The 22,150-nt window shown below is 63.8% G+C and carries 27 protein-coding genes; 10 read left to right on the top strand and 17 right to left on the bottom strand.

What is annotated here, in order from left to right; translation table 11 throughout:
• From CUV01_RS06710 to CUV01_RS06700, 3 genes are read right to left on the bottom strand one after another with little or no spacing between them, the layout of a single operon-like run.
• Complete coding sequence (locus tag CUV01_RS06710; protein WP_101459792.1) at positions 1-213, bottom strand: phage head-tail joining protein; 213 nt, start codon at positions 211-213, stop codon at positions 1-3.
• A 3-nt stretch (positions 214-216) separates the two neighbouring features.
• Complete coding sequence (locus CUV01_RS06705) at positions 217-2,280, bottom strand: phage terminase large subunit family protein (RefSeq protein WP_101459791.1); 2,064 nt, start codon at positions 2,278-2,280, stop codon at positions 217-219.
• Positions 2,225-2,821 carry a hypothetical protein gene (locus CUV01_RS06700; protein WP_101459790.1) on the bottom strand — a complete coding sequence of 199 codons (597 nt, stop codon included), beginning with the start codon at positions 2,819-2,821 and terminating at the stop codon, positions 2,225-2,227. Before CUV01_RS06700 ends, CUV01_RS06705 begins: the two co-directional genes overlap by 56 nt.
• Positions 2,822-2,941: 120 nt before the next feature.
• Here CUV01_RS06700 and CUV01_RS06695 point away from each other — a divergent pair, with 120 nt between their 5' ends.
• The 4 genes from CUV01_RS06695 to CUV01_RS06680 all read left to right on the top strand — a co-directional run bounded on the left by CUV01_RS06695 (position 2,942) and on the right by CUV01_RS06680 (position 5,124).
• Entirely contained in the window at positions 2,942-3,130 is a 189-nt protein-coding gene (locus CUV01_RS06695) for a DUF6900 domain-containing protein (protein ID WP_101461916.1), read from the top strand.
• A 14-nt stretch (positions 3,131-3,144) separates the two neighbouring features.
• Positions 3,145-3,372 (top strand): hypothetical protein, encoded by a 228-nt coding sequence (locus CUV01_RS06690; protein ID WP_198731889.1) that lies wholly within the window; start codon positions 3,145-3,147, stop codon positions 3,370-3,372.
• Positions 3,373-3,469: 97 nt separating this feature from the next.
• On the top strand, positions 3,470-4,000 hold the full coding sequence (locus tag CUV01_RS06685) for a DUF3489 domain-containing protein (RefSeq protein WP_101459788.1): 531 nt from the start codon (positions 3,470-3,472) through the stop codon (positions 3,998-4,000).
• 137 nt (positions 4,001-4,137) lie between these two features.
• A complete protein-coding gene (locus tag CUV01_RS06680) occupies positions 4,138-5,124 on the top strand; it encodes a PDDEXK family nuclease (RefSeq protein ID WP_101459787.1) in 987 nt (328 codons plus the stop codon).
• 147 nt (positions 5,125-5,271) lie between these two features.
• On the opposite strand, the gene CUV01_RS06675 is transcribed toward CUV01_RS06680, so the two are convergent.
• From CUV01_RS06675 to CUV01_RS06645, 7 genes are all read right to left on the bottom strand, one after another.
• Entirely contained in the window at positions 5,272-6,369 is a 1,098-nt protein-coding gene (locus CUV01_RS06675) for a DNA cytosine methyltransferase (RefSeq protein WP_101459786.1), read from the bottom strand.
• Positions 6,370-6,373: 4 nt separating this feature from the next.
• Positions 6,374-7,627 (bottom strand): site-specific DNA-methyltransferase, encoded by a 1,254-nt coding sequence (locus tag CUV01_RS06670; RefSeq protein ID WP_101459785.1) that lies wholly within the window; start codon positions 7,625-7,627, stop codon positions 6,374-6,376.
• 400 nt (positions 7,628-8,027) lie between these two features.
• Entirely contained in the window at positions 8,028-8,729 is a 702-nt protein-coding gene (locus CUV01_RS06665; protein ID WP_101459784.1) for a hypothetical protein, read from the bottom strand.
• The gene (locus CUV01_RS06660; protein WP_101459783.1) at positions 8,726-9,691 is read right to left on the bottom strand and encodes a helix-turn-helix domain-containing protein; all 966 of its coding nucleotides are present in this window, start codon (positions 9,689-9,691) and stop codon (positions 8,726-8,728) included. The genes CUV01_RS06665 and CUV01_RS06660 overlap by 4 nt, the downstream gene beginning before the upstream one ends.
• Positions 9,688-10,086 (bottom strand): VRR-NUC domain-containing protein, encoded by a 399-nt coding sequence (locus tag CUV01_RS06655; RefSeq protein ID WP_101459782.1) that lies wholly within the window; start codon positions 10,084-10,086, stop codon positions 9,688-9,690. The genes CUV01_RS06660 and CUV01_RS06655 overlap by 4 nt, the downstream gene beginning before the upstream one ends.
• Entirely contained in the window at positions 10,083-10,343 is a 261-nt protein-coding gene (locus tag CUV01_RS06650; protein ID WP_101459781.1) for a hypothetical protein, read from the bottom strand. Before CUV01_RS06650 ends, CUV01_RS06655 begins: the two co-directional genes overlap by 4 nt.
• Before the next feature lie 5 nt (positions 10,344-10,348).
• Entirely contained in the window at positions 10,349-10,609 is a 261-nt protein-coding gene (locus tag CUV01_RS06645; RefSeq protein WP_101461915.1) for a helix-turn-helix transcriptional regulator, read from the bottom strand.
• 471 nt (positions 10,610-11,080) lie between these two features.
• Here CUV01_RS06645 and CUV01_RS06640 point away from each other — a divergent pair, with 471 nt between their 5' ends.
• Positions 11,081-11,677 carry a hypothetical protein gene (locus tag CUV01_RS06640; RefSeq protein WP_101459780.1) on the top strand — a complete coding sequence of 199 codons (597 nt, stop codon included), beginning with the start codon at positions 11,081-11,083 and terminating at the stop codon, positions 11,675-11,677.
• A 27-nt stretch (positions 11,678-11,704) separates the two neighbouring features.
• Here CUV01_RS06640 and CUV01_RS06635 read toward each other — a convergent pair whose 3' ends face one another.
• The gene (locus CUV01_RS06635; protein WP_101461914.1) at positions 11,705-12,976 is read right to left on the bottom strand and encodes a tyrosine-type recombinase/integrase; all 1,272 of its coding nucleotides are present in this window, start codon (positions 12,974-12,976) and stop codon (positions 11,705-11,707) included.
• 654 nt (positions 12,977-13,630) lie between these two features.
• Here CUV01_RS06635 and CUV01_RS06625 point away from each other — a divergent pair.
• From CUV01_RS06625 to CUV01_RS06610, 4 genes are all read left to right on the top strand, one after another.
• Positions 13,631-15,133 (top strand): multicopper oxidase family protein, encoded by a 1,503-nt coding sequence (locus tag CUV01_RS06625; protein ID WP_101459778.1) that lies wholly within the window; start codon positions 13,631-13,633, stop codon positions 15,131-15,133.
• Positions 15,134-15,145: 12 nt separating this feature from the next.
• On the top strand, positions 15,146-15,760 hold the full coding sequence (locus tag CUV01_RS06620; protein WP_101459777.1) for a DsbA family protein: 615 nt from the start codon (positions 15,146-15,148) through the stop codon (positions 15,758-15,760).
• Between the two features lie 24 nt (positions 15,761-15,784).
• The gene (locus CUV01_RS06615) at positions 15,785-16,306 is read left to right on the top strand and encodes a DUF305 domain-containing protein (RefSeq protein WP_422385867.1); all 522 of its coding nucleotides are present in this window, start codon (positions 15,785-15,787) and stop codon (positions 16,304-16,306) included.
• Positions 16,307-16,387: 81 nt separating this feature from the next.
• Entirely contained in the window at positions 16,388-17,038 is a 651-nt protein-coding gene (locus tag CUV01_RS06610; protein ID WP_101459776.1) for a L,D-transpeptidase, read from the top strand.
• Between the two features lie 28 nt (positions 17,039-17,066).
• Here CUV01_RS06610 and CUV01_RS06605 read toward each other — a convergent pair whose 3' ends face one another.
• From CUV01_RS06605 to CUV01_RS06585, 5 genes are all read right to left on the bottom strand, one after another.
• On the bottom strand, positions 17,067-17,339 hold the full coding sequence (locus tag CUV01_RS06605) for a hypothetical protein (protein ID WP_101459775.1): 273 nt from the start codon (positions 17,337-17,339) through the stop codon (positions 17,067-17,069).
• Between the two features lie 38 nt (positions 17,340-17,377).
• Complete coding sequence (locus tag CUV01_RS06600; RefSeq protein WP_101459774.1) at positions 17,378-17,833, bottom strand: c-type cytochrome; 456 nt, start codon at positions 17,831-17,833, stop codon at positions 17,378-17,380.
• Positions 17,834-17,836: 3 nt separating this feature from the next.
• Positions 17,837-18,316 carry a DUF411 domain-containing protein gene (locus tag CUV01_RS06595; protein WP_101459773.1) on the bottom strand — a complete coding sequence of 160 codons (480 nt, stop codon included), beginning with the start codon at positions 18,314-18,316 and terminating at the stop codon, positions 17,837-17,839.
• 92 nt (positions 18,317-18,408) lie between these two features.
• Positions 18,409-18,729 carry a hypothetical protein gene (locus tag CUV01_RS06590; RefSeq protein ID WP_101459772.1) on the bottom strand — a complete coding sequence of 107 codons (321 nt, stop codon included), beginning with the start codon at positions 18,727-18,729 and terminating at the stop codon, positions 18,409-18,411.
• Complete coding sequence (locus CUV01_RS06585) at positions 18,729-19,010, bottom strand: metal-sensitive transcriptional regulator (protein ID WP_101459771.1); 282 nt, start codon at positions 19,008-19,010, stop codon at positions 18,729-18,731. Before CUV01_RS06585 ends, CUV01_RS06590 begins: the two co-directional genes overlap by 1 nt.
• A gap of 100 nt (positions 19,011-19,110) precedes the next feature.
• Here CUV01_RS06585 and CUV01_RS06580 point away from each other — a divergent pair, with 100 nt between their 5' ends.
• On the top strand, positions 19,111-21,474 hold the full coding sequence (locus tag CUV01_RS06580; protein WP_422385866.1) for a heavy metal translocating P-type ATPase: 2,364 nt from the start codon (positions 19,111-19,113) through the stop codon (positions 21,472-21,474).
• A 64-nt stretch (positions 21,475-21,538) separates the two neighbouring features.
• Here CUV01_RS06580 and CUV01_RS06575 read toward each other — a convergent pair whose 3' ends face one another.
• Complete coding sequence (locus CUV01_RS06575) at positions 21,539-22,147, bottom strand: methyltransferase family protein (RefSeq protein ID WP_232962557.1); 609 nt, start codon at positions 22,145-22,147, stop codon at positions 21,539-21,541.
• Positions 22,148-22,150 lie beyond the last annotated feature (3 nt).

Below are 22,150 nucleotides of genomic sequence, written 5' to 3'. Positions count from 1 at the left end.
TCAGAGCCCCTTGGTCGCGACAGTGCCCCAGCGGCGATGGCGCGCGGTGCCAGATACACGCGCAATCCGGGCTTCCAGATCGCTGATCGCAGCTGCCAGTTCGGCGTCCGAGCCATAGGTCAGGGTCTTGCCGTCATAGCTGACAGAACGAAGCCCGCTGAACCGGGCCTCCTGCAGCGCGCTCAGCAATGCCCGCATCCGGTCGATGTCCATTTCTCACCTCATGAAACGCGGTGTGTAGGTTTGCCGCTTGCGGCGCGGCGTGGTCGGTGGCGCACCGGCCTGACGGGCAGGCGGGTCAGGCGTCGGCACGGTCGGGTCATCGGCATTTTCAGCCGTGCCGCCGACATCCGTAACCGGCGTCACCACCCCGGCCTGATCTTCCAGCTGCCGCCACATCCGCTCGTCCCAGCGATCCGCGCCCATGATCCAGGCGGCGGCGCGGGCATAGACGCGGGTGTCCAGCGCCTCGTTGCGCTCGCGCAGCTTCTGCCATTCCTGACGGGCGTAGCCGCGCTTGTTGCGGACCGTGACCAGCTGTTCGGCCACCAGCTGCTTCAGCCATTCGCTGTCGGCCCAGTCCGGCAGATGGATCATCCCCGGCGGATCGGGCTGATCCTCCTCGGGCCATTCCAGCCGCAGAAACCGATAGGTCTCGATCTTGAAGGTGGCGGTGGCCACCGACCAGAGCCGGGCGCCGCGCCGCAGGCGTTTGCCGCCCACCGTCGCATCGACAAAGGTCGGCCCGGAAACCGGGGTGGCCCGGTTGAAGCCTTCCAGCCCTTTGACCGGCACGACCTGCTCGAACCCCTGCGCCCGCGCCCAGGCATAGACCGTCGCTGCCTCATAGCCGGTATCAATGGCGAGTTTTGCCACTGGCATCACCGCGCCATGCGCATGCTGCCATGTGCGTGACAGCAGCTTCGTCAGCTCCGCCCACGCGGGCGGGCTATCGGGACCGCCGGGGATGACGATGTGATCGACAAGCCAGCTTTGTAGGCCCCGTCCCCAGGCCCAGATATCGACCTCGATGCGGTCCTTCTGAATGTCGGCCCCGGCGGTCAGGAACAGTCCGCCTTCGGGGATCTGCGCCGCGAAGACCTCGCGCCGGTCGGCCAGCCGCTGCCATTCCGGTGCCTCGCCGCGTTCGACCCAGGTCTCGCCCAGAAGCGTGTTGCGCGCCGCGCGCAGCATCTCGTCATTGCCCTGAGCGGCCAGCCATTCCCGGGCGATCTGTTCCCAGCTCTTCCAGCCGATGGGCGAATAAAGCGCCGAGAGGTGATAGCCGACATGATACGGGTCAGTTGCGACCGCCGTCGCGCGCCATTCGCCCGCTTCCAGCATGGCCGTCTTGTGATGCTCGGCGATCAGGGTATCGCAGGCGTTGCAGACATAGGCAGCGGTCTCGGGCTTGCCCTTGTCCCAACGCAGGCGCTCGAATTCCAGCCATTGCATCGCACCGCAATGCGGGCAGGGCACGAAATAGCGTCGCTGGTCGGACGCCTCGAATTCCTGCTCGATCCGGCTCAGCCCCCGGATCGTCGGCGTCGAAACCAGAAAAACCTTTCGGCGATGGGCGAAGGTGGTGCTGCGGGCCTCCGCCAGTGTCACCGGATCGCCCTCCTCGTCGGCCGAGGGCGGATAGGCGTCGATCTCGTCCAGAAACAGATAGCGTGCAGGCATGGAACGCAGGCCGGTCGCGCTGTTGGCGCCGGTCAGCACCAGAATGCCGCCCGGAAACTCTTTTGAGAGCATCGAATTCCCGGCATCGCGCGACCGCGCCGGGCTGACCCGTTCGCGCAGGGCCGGCGAATCCGTAATCAGCGGGTCGAGCCGGCCGCGCGAGGCGCGTTTCGCCATCTCGACCGTCGGCAGTACCGCCAGCATCGGGCCCGGCGCGTGATGGATCACAAAGCCGATCCAGTTGTTGCCCGCTTCGGTCGCACCGACCTGCGCGGCCTTCATGAAGCTGATCCGCTGCGCCGGATGGCCCGGCGAGAGCGCATCCATGATCTCGCGCAGATAGGGCGTCCGCGCGGTGCGATAGCGCCCCGGCTCGGCGGCGGCGCGCGAGGACAGCCAGCGGTGTTTGTCCGCCCATTCGGAGACCGTCAGGTCCGGATCAGGCCGGATGCCGCGCGACCAGGCGCGCAGGATATCCTCGGCGCCGTCGAAACTCAGGTCGGGGCTGTAATCATTGATTCCGTCATCATCGGTCTCATCGTCATGGGTCAAGCGCGACTTTGAGGTCGGCGAGGGCGGTGAGCTGGTCTCGGACATGGGCTTCCAGCACCCTCTGCAGCACCCCGGTGCTGATCGTGACGGCCTCACCGGTCGCCTTCTCGGTTTCCGCTGACAGCTCCGCGGCCATGATCGCGGCGACGCGCGCGGGCCATGTCACCCAGGCATCGCGTTCCTGCCGCGCCAGCCGGAAGACGAGCGTCTCGGCCCGCGCCCGGTCGACCAGAACGCCCTTCTTCTTCTGGATGGCTATCTGGCGCTCCTGCGCCTGATAGACCGTCAGCGCCGTTCGGGCCTTCAGATAGGAGGACGAGTCGCCCGGGCCGGAGATCGACGGGGCGGCGAGGTTGTCGGCGGGGCGGATCGGCCTGTCCGGGATCGTCGTCTGACGGCTCGTGGCACCGTTGGACCGGTTCTGCTGGTCGGGATCGGTCATGGCCGCGCGGCGGGCGTCGGACGCGGCTGCATCGATGGAGCCGTCGGCGAACAAAACCAGCCGACCGCTCTTGCGCGCCTTCTGGATCGCCCCGCGCGACAGCCCGGCATGGGCCGCATAGGCCCGTTCGCTCATACCCTGCATCGGCGCTGCCTCGCGTGATTATAAAGCAATGAAATTGCTCGTGATTTACTTGATGTGGTTGCGGATCAGAGCGAATCTGATGGTGCGAATGCGATGCAACTCACCACCGGAAGCCTGATCATGATCAAACCGAACCAGCCCGCCACCAACGCCCTGCTGACCGACATTGCCCAGCGCTATTTTCACGGGCTGGAAACGCTGGAGACCCGGAACCGCGACGCGCTGGATTTCCACGACGTTGCCGTCTGGGCGATCCGGCACGCGCTGGAAGAGGCCTACGCCGCTGGCCTCGCCGCCGCCACGAAATGAACCGGAGCATCGACATGACCCGCAAGCCCGCCCGAACCAATGACGCCGCCCTTGCCGCCTTCATCGCGAAAAAAGCGGAAATCGACGCCATGCTGGCCCGGCTACAGGCCTTCAGCGATGACCATTTCGGGGCGGACCCGGATCAGGTGAACTGGAGCGACCTCGGCAGCCTCGAATATCAGGCCCATCTTCTGAAGCAGATCAGCGATTTTGCCTTTGGCGAGGGCGAGCACGCGGCCTGACGCCACTGCGGATACCGACCGCTGAGCCCCGCCCCACGCGGGGCCCGGCTCCGTAGAAGCCGACCGCAACCTGCGGCGGCGATGCACGGAGCCTACAATGACGAAGCTCACCGACACCCAATCCCTGATCCTGACCCGGGCCAGCGCCCGGCCCGGCAATCTCGCCCTGCCGCTGCCTGATGGCCTGCATGGCGCTGCGGCGAAGATGGCCATCGGCAAGATGATCAAGCTTGGCTGGCTTGAGGAGGTCGAAGCAAATCTCCGGCGCACTGAGCCTCTCTGGCGCGAGACCGGCGATGGCCACGGCACCACGCTGATTGCGTCGCCCGAGGGCCTTGCGGCTGTCGGGATCGACACGGTCGTGGTGAAAACCATGGCGGGCCTGCGGGATGCCAAGCCCGAGGCCATCGCCGCCGCCCGGCGCCCCGGCACCAAACAGGCGCGGCTGATTGCCATGCTGCAGGCGGAAGGTGGTGCCACCATCGCAGAGATCGCCGAGGCGACGTCGTGGCAACATCATTCGATTCGCGGTGCTATTTCCGGTTCGCTGAAGAAGAAACTAGGGCTGGGGGTGACCTCCGAAAAGGTTGAGGGACGTGGGCGGGTCTACAGGCTAGGTGAAACATAACACTCTTCTTATTTTGCAGCAGTAGTTGCGACTTGGCCATGTGCACGTGGGTACGAGGGATCAAGCGGCCAATTCCACGTCAATCGTCTGCCAAGATGGGTGGTACGCTCGGGCGATTTCTTCGCTAATGTCTCAGCATGAAATTCAAAGCTCGAACCTTATCCCAACTGGCTGACATGATCTGCGGGAACTTCCCCGAGTCCGAGAGCGTGTTTCCCTACCGAAGCAGCTATTACATTAGCCGCTTTTTCCAAGATGCAGACACGGAGTACGAACATGACGGTTCGACGCGGGCGGTGTGGGTGCAGTCTGTCCTCGAAGAAATCCTCGAGAAAGAGCCTCGCCCGGATGCCCGAACTCCTCCAGATGCGTTCCTTCGAGTGATTCGCACACTGATGGATCGGGGAGATGCACTGAACGAGGAACTCGACCGTCCGAAAGCGATGGATATGCTCAATGCGGCATTGGCGAGAGAAGGTTTTGAGGCGTTTTATGCTGAGGACCGCGAATGTTATCTGCGGCACACCGGCGGGAACAGGTCCGTTCTGCAGCAAGTGACGCCGCACCGGCCATTCTCGGCGGCGGAGCAACTGAAACGTGATCAACTTGAGGCATTCCTGGGTAACTGTAGTGAAGACCAACTGATCGAAGAAGTTCTGTTGCCGCTGCTACGACAGCTCGGATTTCAGAGGATCAGCGTAGCGGGGCACAAGGACAAGGCACTTGAATACGGCAAGGACCTATGGATGCGATACGTTCTGCCGACGCAGCATGTACTTTACTTTGGAATTCAGGCGAAAAAGGGCAAGCTCGATGCCGCTGGTCGCTCTTCCGAGAACGTTGCTGAGATTCTAAATCAAACCAACATGATGCTTGGTCACGAGATTTTTGATCCTGAGGTTGGTCGTCGCGTTCTTGTTGATCATGCATATATTGTCGCTGGCGGCGAGATCACCAAAGCAGCGCGCAACTGGCTCGGCGGGAGGCTCGATGCGATTAAGCGCAGTCAAATCATGTTCATAGACAGGGATGACATCCTTAACCTCTTCGTGGCGTCGAACTGCGCGCTTCCCAAGGGAGCGGAGGGGCCTATAAACGAAATACCTGACGAGATCCCATTTTGAGTTGCCAACGTAATGTGGCGCGAGATTGACGCCCTTAAGGCATCTCCGGGCGGCGGGTCGACTTTTGAAATCACGAACGACATGCTGGCAGCAACCAGCTTAGGTTTTTGTGAACTGTCGCGCTCACCTTGTGAAGGTCACTCCACATCACCCACCCTCCAGCAGCTGAAACGCCAGAGTTCGGAGCGCATGCGCCGCAACCAGGGGGACCACGCCGTTGCCACAGAGGCGGAGCCTGTCCACCCGCTGGGCCAGCCCATCAGCGCCTCGACGAATAGCGGGTTCAGCGTCCGGCGCTGATCTGAGGTATCGCTGCCAGCCATCGGCGTCGTCAGGACCTGGCGGCCAAGGAGGCCGTTCACCGGCGTATTCGCCAGCGTCGTCGCCCCATCCTTGTGATCCCGCGCCGTCGGGGTCATCCACATGCCCGCCGCATGGGTCAGATCGGCCGATTTGCGGTTGCCAGCGCTCGGTTTGTTGCCATCCGTCGCCAGCGGCGTCGGCCATTGCGCCGCCGTGGTGGCGAGGTTCATCCCATGCTTGCCAGCCGCCTGCGATGGCGTCGGTTTCGTCTGTCGGTTCTCGTTGGCGCTGGCCCTTGGCGTCGGCCAGAGGCGCAGGAGTTCCGTCCGGTTCCCGCCGCTCGAGCGAGTGCCAGAGCAGGCGCGCGGGGTTGGCCAGTTGGTCGCCTTCGCGGATGGCGAGGATGAACAGGCGTTCCCGCCGATGCGGGGCGCCGACTTCCGCCGCCGTAAACAATCCTGCCGCAAGCCTGTAGCCCAGCGCGACCAGTCCGCCTGCGACTTCGGGGAAACCGAGGCGGAGATGATGGGCGACATTTTCGAGGAAGACGAAGGGTGGCTCAACCTCGCCGATGATCCGGGCGACATGCGGCCAGAGGTGGCGGGGATCCTCGGCGCCCCTTCTCTTGCCCGCCACGCTGAACGGCTGGCACGGATAGCCCGCAGAGACGATATCCACCGCGCCGCACCAAGGCTTGCCGTCGAATGTGGCAATGTCGTCCCAGACAATAGCCTGATCCAGGGCCTTGTCCGCCATCCTCGCCACGAGAGTGGCCGCAGCGTATGTTTCCCGCTCGACATGGCCCACAGTTCGATATCCGGGCAGGGCAAGGGTGAGGCCGAGATCGATGCCGCCCGCGCCGGAGCAGAGGGAGAGGCCGAAGAGGCAGGTGTCATCGACCCCGGAATCGCGTCCGGGGGCAGGTAAAGCCAGGTCATTCATGGTCTCAGCGTCGAGTGGCGGTCAGGTCGTCGAAGGTCTTGTCGGTGCCGTCCAGCACCGCCGCCTGACCGGTCAGGTTCTGCCAGCGGGCGATGGCGACATCGACATAGGCGGGTTTCAATTCGATGCCGTAGCAGACCCGCCCGGTGGTCTCAGCCGCGATCAGGGTGGTGCCTGAGCCCATGAACGGCTCATACACGGCCTGCCCGGGGCTCGAGTTGTTCAGGATCGGGCGGCGCATGCATTCGACCGGCTTCTGGGTGCCGTGCACGGTTTCCGCATCCTGATCTCGGTTCGCGATCTGCCAGAGCGTTGTCTGTTTCCGGTCCCCGGCCCAGTGACCCTTGCCGCGCTTCCTGACCGCATACCAGCAGGGTTCGTGCTGCCAGTGGTAGTCGCCGCGACTGAGGACCAGCCGGTCCTTGGCCCAGATGATCTGCGAGCGGATATCGAAGCCCGCCGCGATCAGGCTGTCGGCAACGGTGGTGGCATGCAGCGCGCCATGCCAGACATAGGCGACATCGCCGGGAAACAGCGCCCAGGCTTCGCGCCAGTCGGCCCGGTCGTCGTTCAGCACCTTGCCGGTCCGCTTGGTGACCGATGCGGCAGTCTGGTTCCGCCATGACGGATCATATTCGACGCCATAGGGCGGGTCGGTGACCATCAGCAGCGGCCGGACATCGCCGAGCAGTTTTCCGACCATATCGGCCGATGTGCTGTCGCCGCAGATCAGCCGGTGCGGCCCGAGCTGCCACAGATCGCCCGGCACTGAGACCGGATCGGCGGGCGGTTCCGGGATGTCGTCCTCGCCCTCGGCCGCGCCACCCTCGTCCAGATCCGGATCCTGCAGAAGCGCCTCCAACTCGTCCTCGGCGAAGCCCAGCAGTGACAGGTCGAAATCCTCGGCCAGCAGGCCCGCCACCTCGTCGCGCAGCAGGCCCTCGTCCCAGTCACCGAGCTCCGTCAGCTTGTTGTCGGCGATCCGGTAGGCCCGGCGCTCGGCCTCGTCGAGATGGCCGAGGCGGATCACCGGCACCTCCGCAAGCCCCAGTTCGGTCGCCGCCAGCACCCTTCCGTGACCGGCGATCAGCTCGCCATCGTCACCGACCATGCAGGGCACGGTCCAGCCGAAGCGGGCCATGCTGGCGGCGATGCGCGCCACCTGATCGGGCCCGTGCATCTTGGCGTTCCGGGTATAGGGGCGCAGGCGCTCGATCGGCCAGAACTCGATCTGGCGCGGCGCAAAGGCAAGGTCCATGGGGCAGGGTAGTCCTGTGGTTTTGGGTGGCTCTGGGGCGGGTGGATTCCGCTGGCTTCCGGTGGCCTGGCTTCCGCGCGGTGGATCCCGCAGGTGGCTTCTGGAATCCACCTAGGTATCCAGAAGGAATCCACCCTGCGGCGGCGCTTAAGGCCTTGTTTTACTGTTTGAAACGACGCCCGGTTGGCTCAGGTGGATTCCGCCTGGATTCCCCGGTGAAATCGCCTGACGCTGGCAAACTTCCGCGCTGCGCCCCCCCGAATACGAAGGACGCCGGGGAGGAACCGAGGCAGGGGGGTAGGACCGTGGCGAGGTCCGGAACAGAAGAGCGCCCGAGAGGGTCTGTTCTCCGGGCGCTCGTCTTCGATGTTTGATGTATCGGTCAAGAGGGGCAGCTCTGTCAACAGGCCTCGATGCCAAATTGTTCGCGGACTGACCGTTGCTGCCACGGCGTCCGTTTCGGCATGGCATCGGTCACTTCGATGCTTCGCAGCATGCCGCCCGCCAGCAGCCCGCCCCGCACCCAATCCATTGCCAGCCACCATTGCGCGTAGTGGCGATGTGCCGCGGCGATTTGGTCCGGATGCGGCGAGAAGGTGACCGGGCAGGCGCGCAGTTCCACCGTGCGCCATTTGCCGCGCGACAGCACGCGGGTCGTGCCGACGGCGATGGTGATCGAGCGTTCGCCATGCTGGTTGCGCTTGGTCTCGACGGGCACGCAGCGCGGCATGGCGCCGGGCATCCAGTCCGGTGTCAGCCCGGCCCGGGCCAGTTCGGCGATGCGGATCGCCATGCGCAGCCCGCCCAGCGACGTCGGCAGGCCGGCGACACAGGCGGCGATCACCTCGGCATCCGCGTGCGTCGAACTGTCCGGTTTGTACCGCCCGCCATCGATGCGGCAGCCCAGCGCGGCGCGCTGCATCAGCACATATTCGAGGCCGAAGCCGGGACGGTCTCCGCGTTCGGGGTCGGGCGGCTCGGGCAGTTCCAGACGGGCCTTCTCGGTGCGAAAGGCCCACTCCAGCACCTGCTGGACACCCAGTGCGCATTTGGCGCGGGTGCGGGTGGAACTGCGGTTCGGGAAGCGGGAATGGATGCTCATGCCACACCCCGCGCTCTCAGCCGCTCGGCCGTCACCAGCTTCCTCTCGAGCATGGCATTGCGCACAGTGTTCGAGATGGCGTTGGAGGGCAGGTAGCCGTCCCCGTTCACCAGCCCGGCGTAAAAACCCGCGATCTCGTCCATGCTGGCGCGGGGCGTGTCGGCCGGCTTGCCGCCGCGCTTGCGGCGCTTGTCGTCGGTACTGAGCTTCGGATTGCTGGTGGCATTTGCCGCCCGTTCCATCGCCCTGTCCAGCGCCCTCGGTCCGTCCGGCGGATTGGGATGGGTGCTGCGGCTGTCCCGCGCCACGGCGACGATCCTGTCTTCTGTCAGGCCGAGATCGGTGATCCAGCGGCGAACGTGTTCTCTGGGCGGCCAGCCCTGCCACCAGCCTGGAAGCCCCGCATCGGTGTCGAAACCGAGGGCGTCGAGCAGCGTGCCGAAAAACTCTTCAAATCGATCATCGCGCGCTCGCGCGCCCTCCTCCTCCTTTACTGGTTCCCTTAATGGTTCTCTTACAGGGTTAGTCTCCGAATTTCGGAGATGGAAACCGGCCAAATTCGGAGATGGCTTTGGCGATTTTTCGGAGATGGCTCCATCTCCGGAATCCGGACATGGATCGTCGCTGTCATCGCCATCGTCGGGCTCGGAAGCGCAATCGTCTTCTTCGTCCGACGGATCTGGAAACCGATCTTCGAAGCCGAGGATGTAGCGCGTCGCCTGGCGTCGATGCGTCTGCGGATCGTGACAGCGAACCCGGTGGATCAGCCGCGCTTCTTCCAGCGCCCGGAGATGGTCGTTCAGGGATGACACCGACATCTCGCAATCGGCCGCCAATCGCACTTGCGTCGGGAAACAGCCGAAGTCGGGGTTGTGGCGGTCGCAGAGATGCCAGAGCACGATCTTGGTGGCGGGCTTCAGCCCACGCTGGAGGATGGCCCAGTTGGTCGCGTAGTGGCTCATGCGCAGGCCCTCCGTCGCGGGTTTAGCGCTTGGGCGCGCGTCGTGATGCCGTGATCGGCGAGCGCGCCCAGCGCGTCCTCGACGGAGCGGACCAGCGCCCAGCCGAACCCTTGGGCCTTCACCATGTCGCGGAACGCTCTCTGGGCCGGACTGAGGCGGCCGGACGGGCTTTTGACCTCCAGAAACAACACCTGCCCGCCAGTCAGGACGACCAGATCGGCAAAGCCCGGAAACACGCCCATGCCAGTCAGGATCGCCTGGCGCTGCCGTGCGGCCTTGCCACCCGACCCGACCTCATTGGCGGAATGGTGGATGATGGCATCGCGGGGCAGGACGATCCGCAATGTGTGGACAATGGCGCGCTGGATATCGGCCTCGGGTGTTCGACGGGTCATGCGTCACCATCTTTCGCTTTGCGGTTCGATACGGCGATCAGCAGACCGGCAAGGGCCAAGGCCTCGCGGCGTTCCTGATCTTCAGGGCTGTGCGCGGCGATGGCGCGGCAGGCCAGGATGATCAGGCTGTCCGGGTGATGGACGAAATCGGCGACAATGCCCCGGGCCTCAGAGAGGCGCTGGGCGGGCCAGTCCGGCGGGCAGGCAGTATCGGTCGTAGAGCTATGATCGATAGCGGCATCGGGAATCTGGGACATAGCGTTCATTTCCGCCCCCGCGCCTTGCCGGGTTTCGCGTCGGTGACCCGCGGCATTTCCTGCGACTGCAACCAGTCCTGCACCACGCTCATCCGATAGAAAATCTTGCGACCGGCGCGGACACAGGCCGGACCCTTCCGCCGCCGCTCCCAGCGCCCCAGCGTATCGACCGTGAGGCCAAGCTCCTGCGCCAGATCGTAGCGGCTGATCCAGCCGCGCAGCAGGCGCGGTTCAACCGTCGGTTCCGCACTCATGGGTTGTGTCATGCTCTTGCCTCCATCTTGCATCGCCCGGACCGGGCCGCTGACGGGGAGAAGAACAATCACATAAAAAGGCCCGGCAGGGAGGCGGAAGGTGGCGTAACCTCCCGGAGGTTATGCCACCCCATGTTTTGCTGGGTTTGGCGACGCGCATGCACTGCGAAACAGGCTGTCAAGAGGCAAAATCCGGCGACCGGCAGAACCGGTTCTGCCGGTCGCCGGTGTCAGATTCAGCCTTTGTTGGGGCTGGAACATGTCAAGAACAAAGAGTCGGTTGTCCCCAGTGAAATCGTCTGGACAAGTCTCGTTCTGGTGGTGAAGAAGTCGGCCAATCACGCCGGATGCGGTCGAGCGACGCGAGCCTTTGCAAGGCCCGTGATCGGGAAAGCTGTGTCTGCGCGCGAGAGGATTGAGGCAAGGTGCTTTGGGGCCGAAAGAAGGGCAGCCCAGCGCCTACGAGCAGGGAGAAGAAACAAAATGGGATTGCCGCAACGCACGTTTTTCACGGTTCAGGAAGTTGCGATCAGATGGGATTGCAGCCTCGACGATCTGGCGGGTTGGGCCATCAACGGAAAGCCCGAGGTCGTCATGGCGATCGAGCCGATCCAGCAGAACGGGACGATTCTGTCAGGGCTGGTCGTGGTGCCCGTGGTCGATATCCTCAGCATGTTCCGGCGCTGGGCCAGCGGGCCGCAACGCCGCGTGATCCGGCGGGTTCGACCAATTGGCCAGAAGGACTGGGTGATGATCGCGGATCCCGAAAATCACATCACCGTCGAACCCTCCGACCTGCTGATCCTCGCGAGTGAGGTTTACGAGTTCGAGATTGCCCACGGTCTCGCCAAGCGTGCGGCAGATCCGGGCGGTGCGCCATCCCGCTATGACTGGGAAGGTCTTTATATCTCGCAGATGGTCCGTCTGCACGAGGATGGCCTGCCTGCAACGCAGGGTGAATGGGTTGCGGAAGTTCAGGACTGGTTCGCAAAGACCTCTCCGGGTCGCGAGATACCTGATGAAAGCACGATCCGCAGGCGACTGACCCCGATCTGGCGGGCGCTGCGGGAAACCCCATAGCGCCCGTTGCGAGAGGCCGACGTTTGGTCAGGCGCTTTTGCGCGCCTGATCATCTTGCGCCCCGGGATCATGCACCAGCACCGGCTTCGGCCGGAAGGCGCTGGCCACGGCATCGACGCCAGCACGCAGGGGTGAATCCATCAAATGGGCATAGCGCGCCGTGGTCTGCGTCTGGCTGTGACCCAAGAGCTTTCCGATCATTTCCAGCGACGCGCCACCGCTGACCAGCAGCGAGGCAAAGGTGTGGCGCAAGTCGTGAATGCGGACATCGGGAATGTTCACCTGCTTCTGGATCTGATGCCAGAAGCGGCGGATTTCCTTCACAGGCTGGCCGGGCACATCGCCCGGAAACAGGTATGAGCAGCCGCGCGGGACCAGAAGCTGGCGCTGCCGCACGATGGCCGCTGCTTCGTCCGAAATCGGCAGCCGGTGAATCCTACGCTGCTTGGTCATGCTGGCGGGCTTTGACCAGCTCAGATGTTCAAGGTTGAAATGCTCGAACCGCGCCTGCCGGACCTCGCCGACCCGCGCGCCGGTCAGCATGCAGAGCCGGATGATATCCGCCGCGCGCCGATCCTCGGCCGCGTCCAGCGCGGTAGCAAGCTTCCGGATTTCGTCCTGCGACAGAAACCGCTCGCGCGGGTTCTCGATGCGGCGGCGGAAGCCCGAGGCCGGGTTGTCATCCCGCCAGCCCCATCCTTGCGCATAGGTGAACATTTTTCGGAGCACCTCGCCGACGCGGTTGGCGCGCACCGGCGTCGGTTTGGACCCCTGCAGCTTTCGGGCCCGATTGTTGGGCTTTGCCTTATGCGGGCGGGCGCGACCCTCTGCGATGCGGTTCAGCAGCTTTTCCACATCATAGGGCGTGATCTCGGTGACAAGCCGGTTGTTCCAGTCCGGCCCGACCAGCTTGGTCAGCATGGATCGCTGATCCGAGGCATTCGTCCTGGCGAGGTTGGGCAGATGCACCTCGGTATAACGCTCGACCAGATCCCTGAACCGGGGCGCGTCCCGCCCGTCTTCCTTGGCGCCCAGCGGATCGCCCCCGGCATCGATATCGCGGCGCAGCTCCTTCGCCCGTTCCCGCGCCGCTGCTGTCGACCATTCCGGCCAGCGCCCCAGCGTCATCCGCCGCTGCCGCCCGGCATGGCGGTAATCCAGCGTGAAGGCCCGGTTGCCCGAACGGTAAATGCAGATGGCAAACCCCCGCACCTCGCTGTCGAAAATCTGATAGTCCCGGCCCGGTTCCGGTGCCGCCTCCCGCACCGATTTTTCGTTTAACCTCAATCGCTTCACCATGCCCAGCGCCTCCTTCTTGCATCCCACATGAGGCTCAGCCTCGCGCGCTTGGCAAGTCATACATCACCAGACAGACCGGCAGGGAGGCGGAAGGTGGCAGAACCTAGGGGGAGGGCTGCCGGTCAATGGCTCAGAAGGGAAAAACCTACACCCTCTGTTGACTACTCCGTGAATTGCAACGAAAGCCTGTCCTGCTTATTGTCAAGCTAGTTTCATAGGTTCCAACTCAACCACATGATGTGCCGCGCGATATGTTTTCTGCTTGTTGTTCTGCTCGTGTTGGCGGGCGCGACGGAGCATGGGCAAAGTGCTGGCCCAGCCGGACTGCCGACCGATCACGTTGTCGCTTCGATCAGCCATCCCGGCGATACAACCGGGCATGAGCACGGTTATTCAGGAGAGCCTTCTCGGCACGATATGACCGATGCCTGTGCGATTGTATGTGTCGGCACACCTACGCCCTGGCTTGCTGCCGCACAACTTGCGCCTGTTGAGACCGAGCATTCGCTGAAATGGCGCTCTATAGCAGTGACACGTGAGGGCCGTCTGGTCGGCCCCGGATACCGCCCTCCGAAATCCATCTGAACACTTGCTTGCCGCACCTTTCAAGGTGCCGAACATGGTTCGCCCTACGGGATCTGATGGATTATTCATATGACTTGCACACTGAATCGCCGCGGCTTTCTGACCGCATCCGCTGCCATGGCCGCAGCTTTTGTCATCCCGCGCGCGGGCTTTGCGCAGCCAGCCGCGCTGGCATTGCAGGCAACGACGCGCACGCTTGACATCGATGGCCGCGCCGCCACTGTTTTCGGGCTGATCAACGGCAACGGAACGCCCGGGCTGATTCTGGACCCCGGCCAGCGTTTCCTGCTGGACCTGACCAACGATCTGACCGAGCCGACGATCATTCATTGGCATGGACAGATCCCGCCGAACGCGCAGGACGGCGTTCCCGATATGCCGATGCCGCTGCTGCAGCCAGGAGAGACGCGTGCCTATGATTTTGAGGCAGCAGCAGGCACGCACTGGATGCACAGCCATGTGCCCATTCAGGAGATGCAGTTACTGGCCGCACCCCTGATCGTCCGCCGCCCCGGGGATCGGCGAGCTGATCGGCAAGAGGTCACCATGTTCCTGCATGACTTTTCATTCCGCTCGCCGGAAGAGGTGCTGGACGAAATTCGCTCGGGAAAGGGGCATGACGAGGCCGCCGAAGCCGAAATGTCGCAACCAGCCGATCCTCATGCCGGTCATGACATGGGCGATGGTATGGCCATGAACGGGATGTCGGAAATGGGCGGCATGTCCATGTCCGGTATGGCCGGGATGCAGATGGACCTCAACGATTTCGATTTCGACGCTTATCTGGCGAATGACCGCACCCTGGGCGACCCCGAGGTCGTGCAGGTGGAAAAGGGTGGCCGCATCCTTTTGCGGGTCATCAATGGGGCTGCTGCCACGGTGTTCTGGATCGACAGCGGCGAGGTTCCAGGCCGGCTTGTCGCGGTGGATGGCCAGCCGGTGCAGCCCTTGCCGGGAACACGCTTCGGTCTGGCCATGGGTCAGCGCCTGGATATCGAACTTGACCTGCCCGCCGGAGGCGGCGCCTGGCCGATCCTTGCTCTGCGTGAAGGCGCGCATGAGCGCACCGGCCTTATCCTTGCCACTTCTGGCGCCAACGTGCCGGTCATTCTCGGAATGGCCGACGATGCGGCACCTGCATTCGATATCGACCTTGCGCAGGAAGCCGCCTTGCGGGCCGTTGCTCCGCTGACGGAACGTGCTGCGGATGCCTCACCCATGGTGATGCTGGGCGGGCAGATGCAGCCCTATCGCTGGACCATCAATGACCGTGTGTTCGAGGACCGAATTCCGGTTGCGGCCAAATCGGGTCAGCGGGTCGAGATCATGTTTCACAACATGTCGATGATGGGCCATCCGATGCATCTGCACGGCCATCATTTTCAGGTCGTCGCCCTCAATGGCAAGCGGTTCGCCGGTGCTTTGCGCGACACGGTCTATGTGCCGCCCATGTCAATGGTCATGGTCACGGTGGCGCTGGATGCGGGCGAGGCGGCGGAATGGATGCTGCATTGTCACCATATGCCGCATCTTGCCAGCGGCATGATGACGACGTTCGCGGTCTCGGGGTGAGAGGGGAGCACCATGTTTCAGCGACGCATGATCCTGACCTTGGCCCTTACCGTCCCGGCGATGGCCATCGCACCGCGCCTTTCGTGGGCCGGGCATTCGCTGCCACCCGAATTCCGCAGGCAGCTTGAACATGACGCGAATGCGCCGATCTTTGGCAATCCTGAGGGCAATGCGACACTGATCGAGTTCTTCGATTACAACTGCCAATTCTGCCGCGCGATGATGCCGGTGGTGGATGCTGTGTTAGGAGCCGATTCCGGCTTGCGAATGGTGATGCGGGAATGGCCGGTTTTTGGCGAGGGTTCGGTTTTCGCGGCCCGCGCGGCGCTGGCGTCACGCAAGCAGGGCCGCTACGCCGACTTTCATCGCGCCCTGTTGAGTCAGAAACCCCGGGCCGAAAGGGCCAGCGTCCTGCGTGTTGCGCGATTCATCGGGTTGGACACCCAGCAGTTGCAGCGCGATATGGACGGCCCGGAGATTGCCCAACATATCCAGCAGTCCAATGCGCTGGCCGAAGCGATGGCGCTTGTCGGCACGCCCACCTTCATCGCCGGATCGGATTCGCGCTTTGGCGCCATTTCATCAACGGAACTGGCCGAACTGATCGCGGCCTCGCGCCGCAACTGACAGATTTCACGAAAGGAGAATGTCATGGATCATTCTGATCACCACGATAGCCACGGAAACATGCGTGGCGGAAGCTATGTCCGATTTGCCGCGATGATCGTCACCTCGACGTTCATCATGTTCGGGTTGATGTATCTGAACACCTGGGCGATCGATCACGTCTTTTTCAGCCAGACCCGGATGTGGATGGCTCTGTATATGGGCGGCGCCATGGCGCTGATCATGTTGGCCTTCATGCTGGGGATGTATCGCAGTCCGCGTGCCAATTTGATCGTCGCGGGCGTTTCGATTCTGGCATTTGCACTTGGCCTGTTTCTGGTCCGCAGTCAGGCAACAGTCGATGATACCGCCTGGATGAAGGCGATGATTCCGCATCATTCCATTGCGATCCTGACATCCACCCGTGCGGATATCTCGGATCCTCGCGTCCGGGCGCTGGCGGACAGCATCATCGAGGCGCAGACTCTGGAAATCGCGGAGATGAAGGCGCTGATCGCCGATCTGGAAGGCGGGCCAGCGGCGACGCCAGAGGTCGATGGGCGCTGAAGATACGGCACGGCAATCGCAGAAGTCGCTGCGCTTGCCGCTTCCATCTGAAGATACAAGGAAAAGACAAGGAGCAATCACATGCTGACACGCAGACATTTCATCCGCACGACGACGGCGCTGTTTTCGGCGGCCGCCGCCACGCCGGTCATGGCCTCAACCTGGCCCGACACGGCGCAAAAGGCCGCTTGGGATGCCGAGGTCGAGGCCGGTGGTCCCAATCCCTGGGGACTGCACGCGCGTTACCTGCCGCAGCGAGTCACTGCGAACGCAGGGCTGGTGCCGGGCGACATTCATGTCGATGCGGTGGCCCGATACCTTTATCACATCGAAGAGGGCGGCACGGCGATGCGTTACGGCGTGGCCATCGGCAGGGGCGATCTTTACGAGCCGGGCACCTATACGATCAAGCGCAAGGCCGAATGGCCGCATTGGACCCCGACGCGCAACATGATCGAGCGCGAACCCGAGATCTATGCGCAATATGAGGACGGCATGGAACCCGGCCCTCGGAACGCTCTGGGTTCGCGTGCGCTGTATCTCTATCTCGGCGACCGCGATACCTATCTGCGCATTCACGGCACGCCGTTTCCAACCTCGATCGGCAGCCGCGCCAGTTCCGGCTGCGTCCGCATGGTCATGGCCCACATCAACGAACTGTATCCGCGGGTCCAGATCGGCGCGACCGCCTATCTCTATTCGCCGGAAGGCAGCGTGACGGCCATCAGCTAGAAGGCTGCCCTCCGGCGATCCTGATGGGTCAGACCGGTTTTGCGTTGCAGATTTGGTTGCCATTTGCGGCGCGCAGCGGCACCAGCGTCGTTTCGACCGGCCCTGCGTAGTAGTACCAATAGCAGTCATCCGCCGGATCGAGGCGCGCTGTTGTCAGGTCCTGATTAGGGCCAGCAATGGCGACGACCTCGTTTGGGATCGGATAGGGCGAGGCCTCCTCGGCGGCGATATCGGGCGTCTGGGCTGCGCATCCGGCGAGGATGAGAAGCGTCAGGACGATGGCGGCGGTTCTTTTCTGCATGGGAAACTCCTTGGCTATGGTGGTGATGCGCCGGGGTGTCACGGCGCGCTGTCCTTGGTAATGCGGCTCTGGATTGCGCCCTCGCGTTCCGGCCAGGTAGATTTGATATAGGCCAGAACGGCGGAAATTTCGGCGTCACTCATGACATCGCCGAAACCGGGCATGTCGCTTTCATACCCATCGCCGACCACGGCGGCCGTGCCGTCGCGAATGATCCGTTCCAGCAGCGGGTCGGCGTGATGCCATGTGTGGCCGGTCTCGTCATGCGGGGGCGCCGGATAGCGGCCATTTTCCAGCGGGGTCTGCCAGTCCGGCTGGCCTTCCAGATCGGCGCCGTGGCAACTGGCGCAGTTTTCGGCGTAGAGCCGCTGGCCAAGCGCGATTACGGCCTGATCCTGCGCGGCTGTCTCAGTCGCCGCGCTGCCGCGCCAGAGAATAAGGATCGCAGCGGCCAGCCCGACCGCTGCGATGAGGATGAGTGCGTTGCGCGCCATCTGCTACCCGTCCAGCGGAAAGGCGCGCCCATCGCCGGCAATGCCGCCCCAGGCGATGACCTCAGCGGTGGCCTCGACCCCGCCGCCCATTCCCGGCGATCCGGCGGGCATCCCCGGCACGGCGATCCCGGTGATGTCGGGGCGCTGTTCCAGAAGCTGCCTTATGGCCGCGAAGGGCACATGGCCCTCGACGATATAGCCGCTGATCCGGGTCGTGTGGCAGGACCACAGGTTTTCGGGCACAGCGGCGTCGCGCTTCATGCCGACATAGTCGCTGGCCTCAGTGATCTCGACCTCGAACCCCGCCTCGATGGCCAGATCGGCCCAGGCGCCGCAGCAGCCGCAGCCGGGGTCCTTGGTGATGCTCAGCAGGTTCGGCTTTTCGTCCGAACCGATGGTGGCAAAGGCAAGCGTAGAGGTTGTCGACAGCATCGCTGCGACCGCAAGGATCGCCCCGCGACGCGAGAAATTGGGGTTGCTCATTTCTGATGTCCTTCAGGATATTACGCGCCGTAGGGTCATTCGCCCCTCTCGTGGCGCAGTTGATCGGCTTGTGCCCCTCGGGCCATGTGGCGTCAGAGAGCAGCGGATCGCGGAGGGGGCAGCGGAAAACGCGGCCTGGCGGATTTCATATCCACCAGTGGAGGAATGTGCCGGATTCGGCGTGGCGACCGGGCCGCATCCGGCGTGACCTCGGTATGGCCGAGCGCGGCACAGGCTGCACAGTCGCCATGCGGAGAATCGGGCTGCGTGGTGCAGCATTCATGCGCGGTTGGCGACGGGGATGTTGCGGCCATCGAGGCCATCGGCGATGCCTCCGCCGATGCGCCCATCACGACCAGCGGCATCGTCACCGCCAGCATGACAGAAAGCAGGGCCGACAGCAGCAACCGCATCAGTCGCGCACCTTTTCCATCAGTTCGACGACCTCGCGGAACATCACCCGCTGACGGTCCTGATCGCCGGATTGGATCGCGTCTTCCATGCAGCTTCGCGCGTGATCCTCGATCAGCAAGCGTTCGACGCCGCGCAGGGCAGACCGGATGGCGGCGGTCTGGTTCAGGATGTCGACGCAATAGCGCCCATCCTCGACCATGCGCGAGACGCCCTGCACCTGACCGTTCAGGCGGGAAAGCCGCTTCAGGATCGCGTCTCGGTTCTGCTTGTCATGCGCCAAGGAGGGCTCCGATCTTCAACATCCGCAGCTTGTGCTATACCCTAAAGGGGTATAGAGCAAGTCTGATATACCCCCTATAGGTATCTGCCGGGAGAGAGTCATGGACCACAAGCACGATCATTCGCATGGGCATCACGATCACGGGACACACGGTGGCTCACCGGTACAGGCTGATCCCGGCAAGGCCATCGATCCGGTTTGCGGGATGCAGGTGAAGATAAAGCCCGAGGCCCGGCACCGCGACTATGAGGGACAGACCTTCTATTTCTGCTCGGACGGGTGCCAGTCGAAATTCGACGGCGATCCGTGGTTCTACGCCTCGGGCGCGGCGGCCAAGGTCGAAAAAACCGCCCCGGTGGGCACGCAATGGACCTGCCCGATGCATCCCGAGATCGTCCGCGACGAACCCGGCGCCTGCCCGATCTGCGGCATGGCCTTGGAGCCGATGATTCCCTCGGATGAACCCAGCCATGAACTGACCGATTTCACCCGGCGGCTCTGGGTCAGCGTGGCCGCTGCCGTGCCGCTGTTGATCCTGACCATGGGCGAGATGGTGGGCATTCCGGTCCGCGACTGGATCGGGCACCGCACCGCCGTCTGGCTGGAGTTTCTGCTGGCCACGCCCATCGTGCTCTGGGCGGCGCGGCCCTTCTTTCAGCGCGGGCTGGATTCCTTCAGGAACCGCTCGCCGAACATGTGGACGCTGATCTCTCTGGGTGTCGGGGCGGCCTATATCTATTCGCTGTTCGCGACCTTCCTGCCGGGCATCTTTCCCGAGGAATACCGGATGGGCGAAACCGTCGGCACCTATTACGAGGCGGCCGTGGTCATTGTGGCGCTGGTCTTCGTCGGGCAGGTCTTGGAACTGCGGGCTCGGGAACGCACCGGCGATGCGATCCGGGCGCTGCTGGATCTGGCGCCCAAGACTGCCCGACGTATCCTGCCCGATGGTACGGAATACGATGCACCGCTGGAAAACATCATGGCGGGCGACATGCTGCGCGTGCGGCCTGGCGACAGCGTGCCGGTCGATGGCGAGGTGGTCGAGGGCCGCTCTTCCGTCGATGAAAGCATGATTACCGGCGAGCCGGTGCCGGTCGAGAAGACCGAGGGCGACCGCGTGACCGGCGGCACGATTAATAAGAACGGCACGCTGGCGATCCGCGCCACCGATGTCCGCGCCGACACGGTCCTGTCGCAGATCGTCCAGATGGTCGCCGGCGCGCGACGTTCCAAAGCGCCGATTCAGGGGCTGGCCGACCGGGTTTCGGCGATTTTTGTGCCGGCGGTGGTGGTGATCGCCATTCTGGCCTTTGTCGTCTGGCTGATCTTTGGCCCCAGCCCGTCCTATGTCTTCGCAATTGCCTCGGCGGTTTCGGTGCTGATCATCGCTTGTCCCTGTGCGCTTGGACTGGCGACGCCGATTTCCATCACCACGGCGGCGGGGCGCGGCGCGCAGGCCGGCGTGCTCGTCAAGAATGCCGAGGCGCTGGAACTGATGGCAGATGTGGACACGCTGATCGTCGACAAGACCGGCACGCTGACCGAAGGCAAGCCGGCCCTGACCGATGTGACCAGCTTCGGCGACGTGCCCGAGGATGAGTTGCTGGCTGCCGCCGCTGCGCTGGAACGCGCCTCCGAACACCCGCTGGCTGAGGCGATTGTCGAAGGCGCGAAATCGCGTGGGTTGAGCCTTGGCAATGGCGAGGAGTTCGAGGCCATCACCGGCAAGGGGGTGATCGGCAAGGTCGATGGCCGGGATGTGGCGCTTGGCAATAATGCGCTGATGACATCGCTCGGCATCGACTGCGACACGGGCGAGAAGACCGCCGATCGCCTGCGCGGCGAGGGCAAGACCGCCATGTTCGTGGCGCTGGATGGCGGGCTGGCCGGTCTGGTCGCCGTGGCCGACCCGATCAAATCCACCGCCGAGGCGGCAATACGTGACCTGCACGATCTGGGCATCAAGGTGATCATGGCAACCGGCGACAATGAACGCACGGCGAAGGCCGTTGCGTCAAAGCTGGGCATCGACGAGGTCCGCGCCGGGATGCTGCCCGAGGGCAAGAGGGACCTGATCGACGGGCTGCGCGGCAAGGGGACCAGGGTCGCCATGGCCGGCGATGGTGTGAACGACGCCCCGGCGCTGGCTGCGGCGGATGTCGGTATCGCCATGGGCACCGGCGCCGATGTGGCGGTCGAAAGCGCCGGGCTGACCCTGCTGGGCGGCGACCTGACCGGCATCGTCCGTGCCCGCAAGCTGGCGGTGGCCACCATGCGCAATATCCGGCAGAACCTGTTCTTCGCCTTCATCTACAATGCCGCCGGCATCCCGGTTGCGGCGGGGCTGCTCTATCCGATCTTTGGCCTGCTGCTGTCGCCGATGATCGCTGCAGCGGCCATGTCGCTGTCCTCGGTTTCTGTCATCGCCAATGCGCTGCGGCTGAAACGGGTCGAGCTGTGATCCGTCCGGACATTCGCAAGTGGCATAATTGATCGTGTGATTCAGGTAATTGGTCGAGAAGAGATTATGGTAGCCCGATCCAGCGCGGAACAGATGCCGCGTATGCGTCATACTCTGCCCCCAGGGCTTGCCGAAGGACGACCTCCTCGGACCGGACCTGCGCCGTGGCCGACCACAGAAACAGCATCGGCGCGAGAAGTGTCGGCAGTGAAGGGATGGCAAGGGCTGTGCCAAGAAGCAGGATGAACTGCCCGAAAAAGGCCGGGTTGCGGCTGAACCGATAGAGCCCGCCCGAGACAAGCGCACCCGTTGCACCTTCAGCGACACCCACCCGCCATGAAGCGCCCATCGACATCTGCGCAGCAAAGGCAACCATCGCGCCGATGCCGGCCAGAAACACACCGACCCCGCCAAGCGCCAGCGCCTGTCCTTCGATCCAGAAGGGGTCGAGGTTATGCAGCGTGGGAAAGGCACCCCACAGCAGTGGCCCCAGAAGCGCCAAAGCGAAGGCCGCCCGAAAGCCCAGCGCCGCCCACCAGTCGCGCCGTTTCGCCCGCGAGAACAGCCAGACCGGCCGCCCGGCGGCTCGCGCCGCCATGGCATTGCCGAAAAAGAAAAGCATGAGGTAAGCGGCAAGCAGGGCAAGCACCGCCCAACCGAAAGCGGAAATCACGGC

The sequence above is a fragment of the Paracoccus tegillarcae genome, assembly GCF_002847305.1.
GTDB lineage: Bacteria > Pseudomonadota > Alphaproteobacteria > Rhodobacterales > Rhodobacteraceae > Paracoccus > Paracoccus tegillarcae.
This window is presented reverse-complemented; position numbering and strand designations above follow the sequence as displayed.

What these genes read in the sequence shown, in the direction of transcription:
- CUV01_RS06710 (WP_101459792.1), bottom strand. Translation starts at nt 213, where the DNA reads ATGGACATCGACCGGATGCGGGCATTGCTGAGCGCGCTGCAGGAGGCC.
- CUV01_RS06705 (WP_101459791.1), bottom strand. Translation starts at nt 2,280, where the DNA reads ATGTCCGAGACCAGCTCACCGCCCTCGCCGACCTCAAAGTCGCGCTTG.
- CUV01_RS06700 (WP_101459790.1), bottom strand. Translation starts at nt 2,821, where the DNA reads ATGCAGGGTATGAGCGAACGGGCCTATGCGGCCCATGCCGGGCTGTCG.
- CUV01_RS06695 (WP_101461916.1), top strand. Translation starts at nt 2,942, where the DNA reads ATGATCAAACCGAACCAGCCCGCCACCAACGCCCTGCTGACCGACATT.
- CUV01_RS06690 (WP_198731889.1), top strand. Translation starts at nt 3,145, where the DNA reads ATGACCCGCAAGCCCGCCCGAACCAATGACGCCGCCCTTGCCGCCTTC.
- CUV01_RS06685 (WP_101459788.1), top strand. Translation starts at nt 3,470, where the DNA reads ATGACGAAGCTCACCGACACCCAATCCCTGATCCTGACCCGGGCCAGC.
- CUV01_RS06680 (WP_101459787.1), top strand. Translation starts at nt 4,138, where the DNA reads ATGAAATTCAAAGCTCGAACCTTATCCCAACTGGCTGACATGATCTGC.
- CUV01_RS06675 (WP_101459786.1), bottom strand. Translation starts at nt 6,369, where the DNA reads ATGAATGACCTGGCTTTACCTGCCCCCGGACGCGATTCCGGGGTCGAT.
- CUV01_RS06670 (WP_101459785.1), bottom strand. Translation starts at nt 7,627, where the DNA reads ATGGACCTTGCCTTTGCGCCGCGCCAGATCGAGTTCTGGCCGATCGAG.
- CUV01_RS06665 (WP_101459784.1), bottom strand. Translation starts at nt 8,729, where the DNA reads ATGAGCATCCATTCCCGCTTCCCGAACCGCAGTTCCACCCGCACCCGC.
- CUV01_RS06660 (WP_101459783.1), bottom strand. Translation starts at nt 9,691, where the DNA reads ATGAGCCACTACGCGACCAACTGGGCCATCCTCCAGCGTGGGCTGAAG.
- CUV01_RS06655 (WP_101459782.1), bottom strand. Translation starts at nt 10,086, where the DNA reads ATGACCCGTCGAACACCCGAGGCCGATATCCAGCGCGCCATTGTCCAC.
- CUV01_RS06650 (WP_101459781.1), bottom strand. Translation starts at nt 10,343, where the DNA reads ATGTCCCAGATTCCCGATGCCGCTATCGATCATAGCTCTACGACCGAT.
- CUV01_RS06645 (WP_101461915.1), bottom strand. Translation starts at nt 10,609, where the DNA reads ATGACACAACCCATGAGTGCGGAACCGACGGTTGAACCGCGCCTGCTG.
- CUV01_RS06640 (WP_101459780.1), top strand. Translation starts at nt 11,081, where the DNA reads ATGGGATTGCCGCAACGCACGTTTTTCACGGTTCAGGAAGTTGCGATC.
- CUV01_RS06635 (WP_101461914.1), bottom strand. Translation starts at nt 12,976, where the DNA reads ATGGTGAAGCGATTGAGGTTAAACGAAAAATCGGTGCGGGAGGCGGCA.
- CUV01_RS06625 (WP_101459778.1), top strand. Translation starts at nt 13,631, where the DNA reads ATGACTTGCACACTGAATCGCCGCGGCTTTCTGACCGCATCCGCTGCC.
- CUV01_RS06620 (WP_101459777.1), top strand. Translation starts at nt 15,146, where the DNA reads ATGTTTCAGCGACGCATGATCCTGACCTTGGCCCTTACCGTCCCGGCG.
- CUV01_RS06615 (WP_422385867.1), top strand. Translation starts at nt 15,785, where the DNA reads ATGGATCATTCTGATCACCACGATAGCCACGGAAACATGCGTGGCGGA.
- CUV01_RS06610 (WP_101459776.1), top strand. Translation starts at nt 16,388, where the DNA reads ATGCTGACACGCAGACATTTCATCCGCACGACGACGGCGCTGTTTTCG.
- CUV01_RS06605 (WP_101459775.1), bottom strand. Translation starts at nt 17,339, where the DNA reads ATGCAGAAAAGAACCGCCGCCATCGTCCTGACGCTTCTCATCCTCGCC.
- CUV01_RS06600 (WP_101459774.1), bottom strand. Translation starts at nt 17,833, where the DNA reads ATGGCGCGCAACGCACTCATCCTCATCGCAGCGGTCGGGCTGGCCGCT.
- CUV01_RS06595 (WP_101459773.1), bottom strand. Translation starts at nt 18,316, where the DNA reads ATGAGCAACCCCAATTTCTCGCGTCGCGGGGCGATCCTTGCGGTCGCA.
- CUV01_RS06590 (WP_101459772.1), bottom strand. Translation starts at nt 18,729, where the DNA reads ATGCGGTTGCTGCTGTCGGCCCTGCTTTCTGTCATGCTGGCGGTGACG.
- CUV01_RS06580 (WP_422385866.1), top strand. Translation starts at nt 19,111, where the DNA reads ATGGACCACAAGCACGATCATTCGCATGGGCATCACGATCACGGGACA.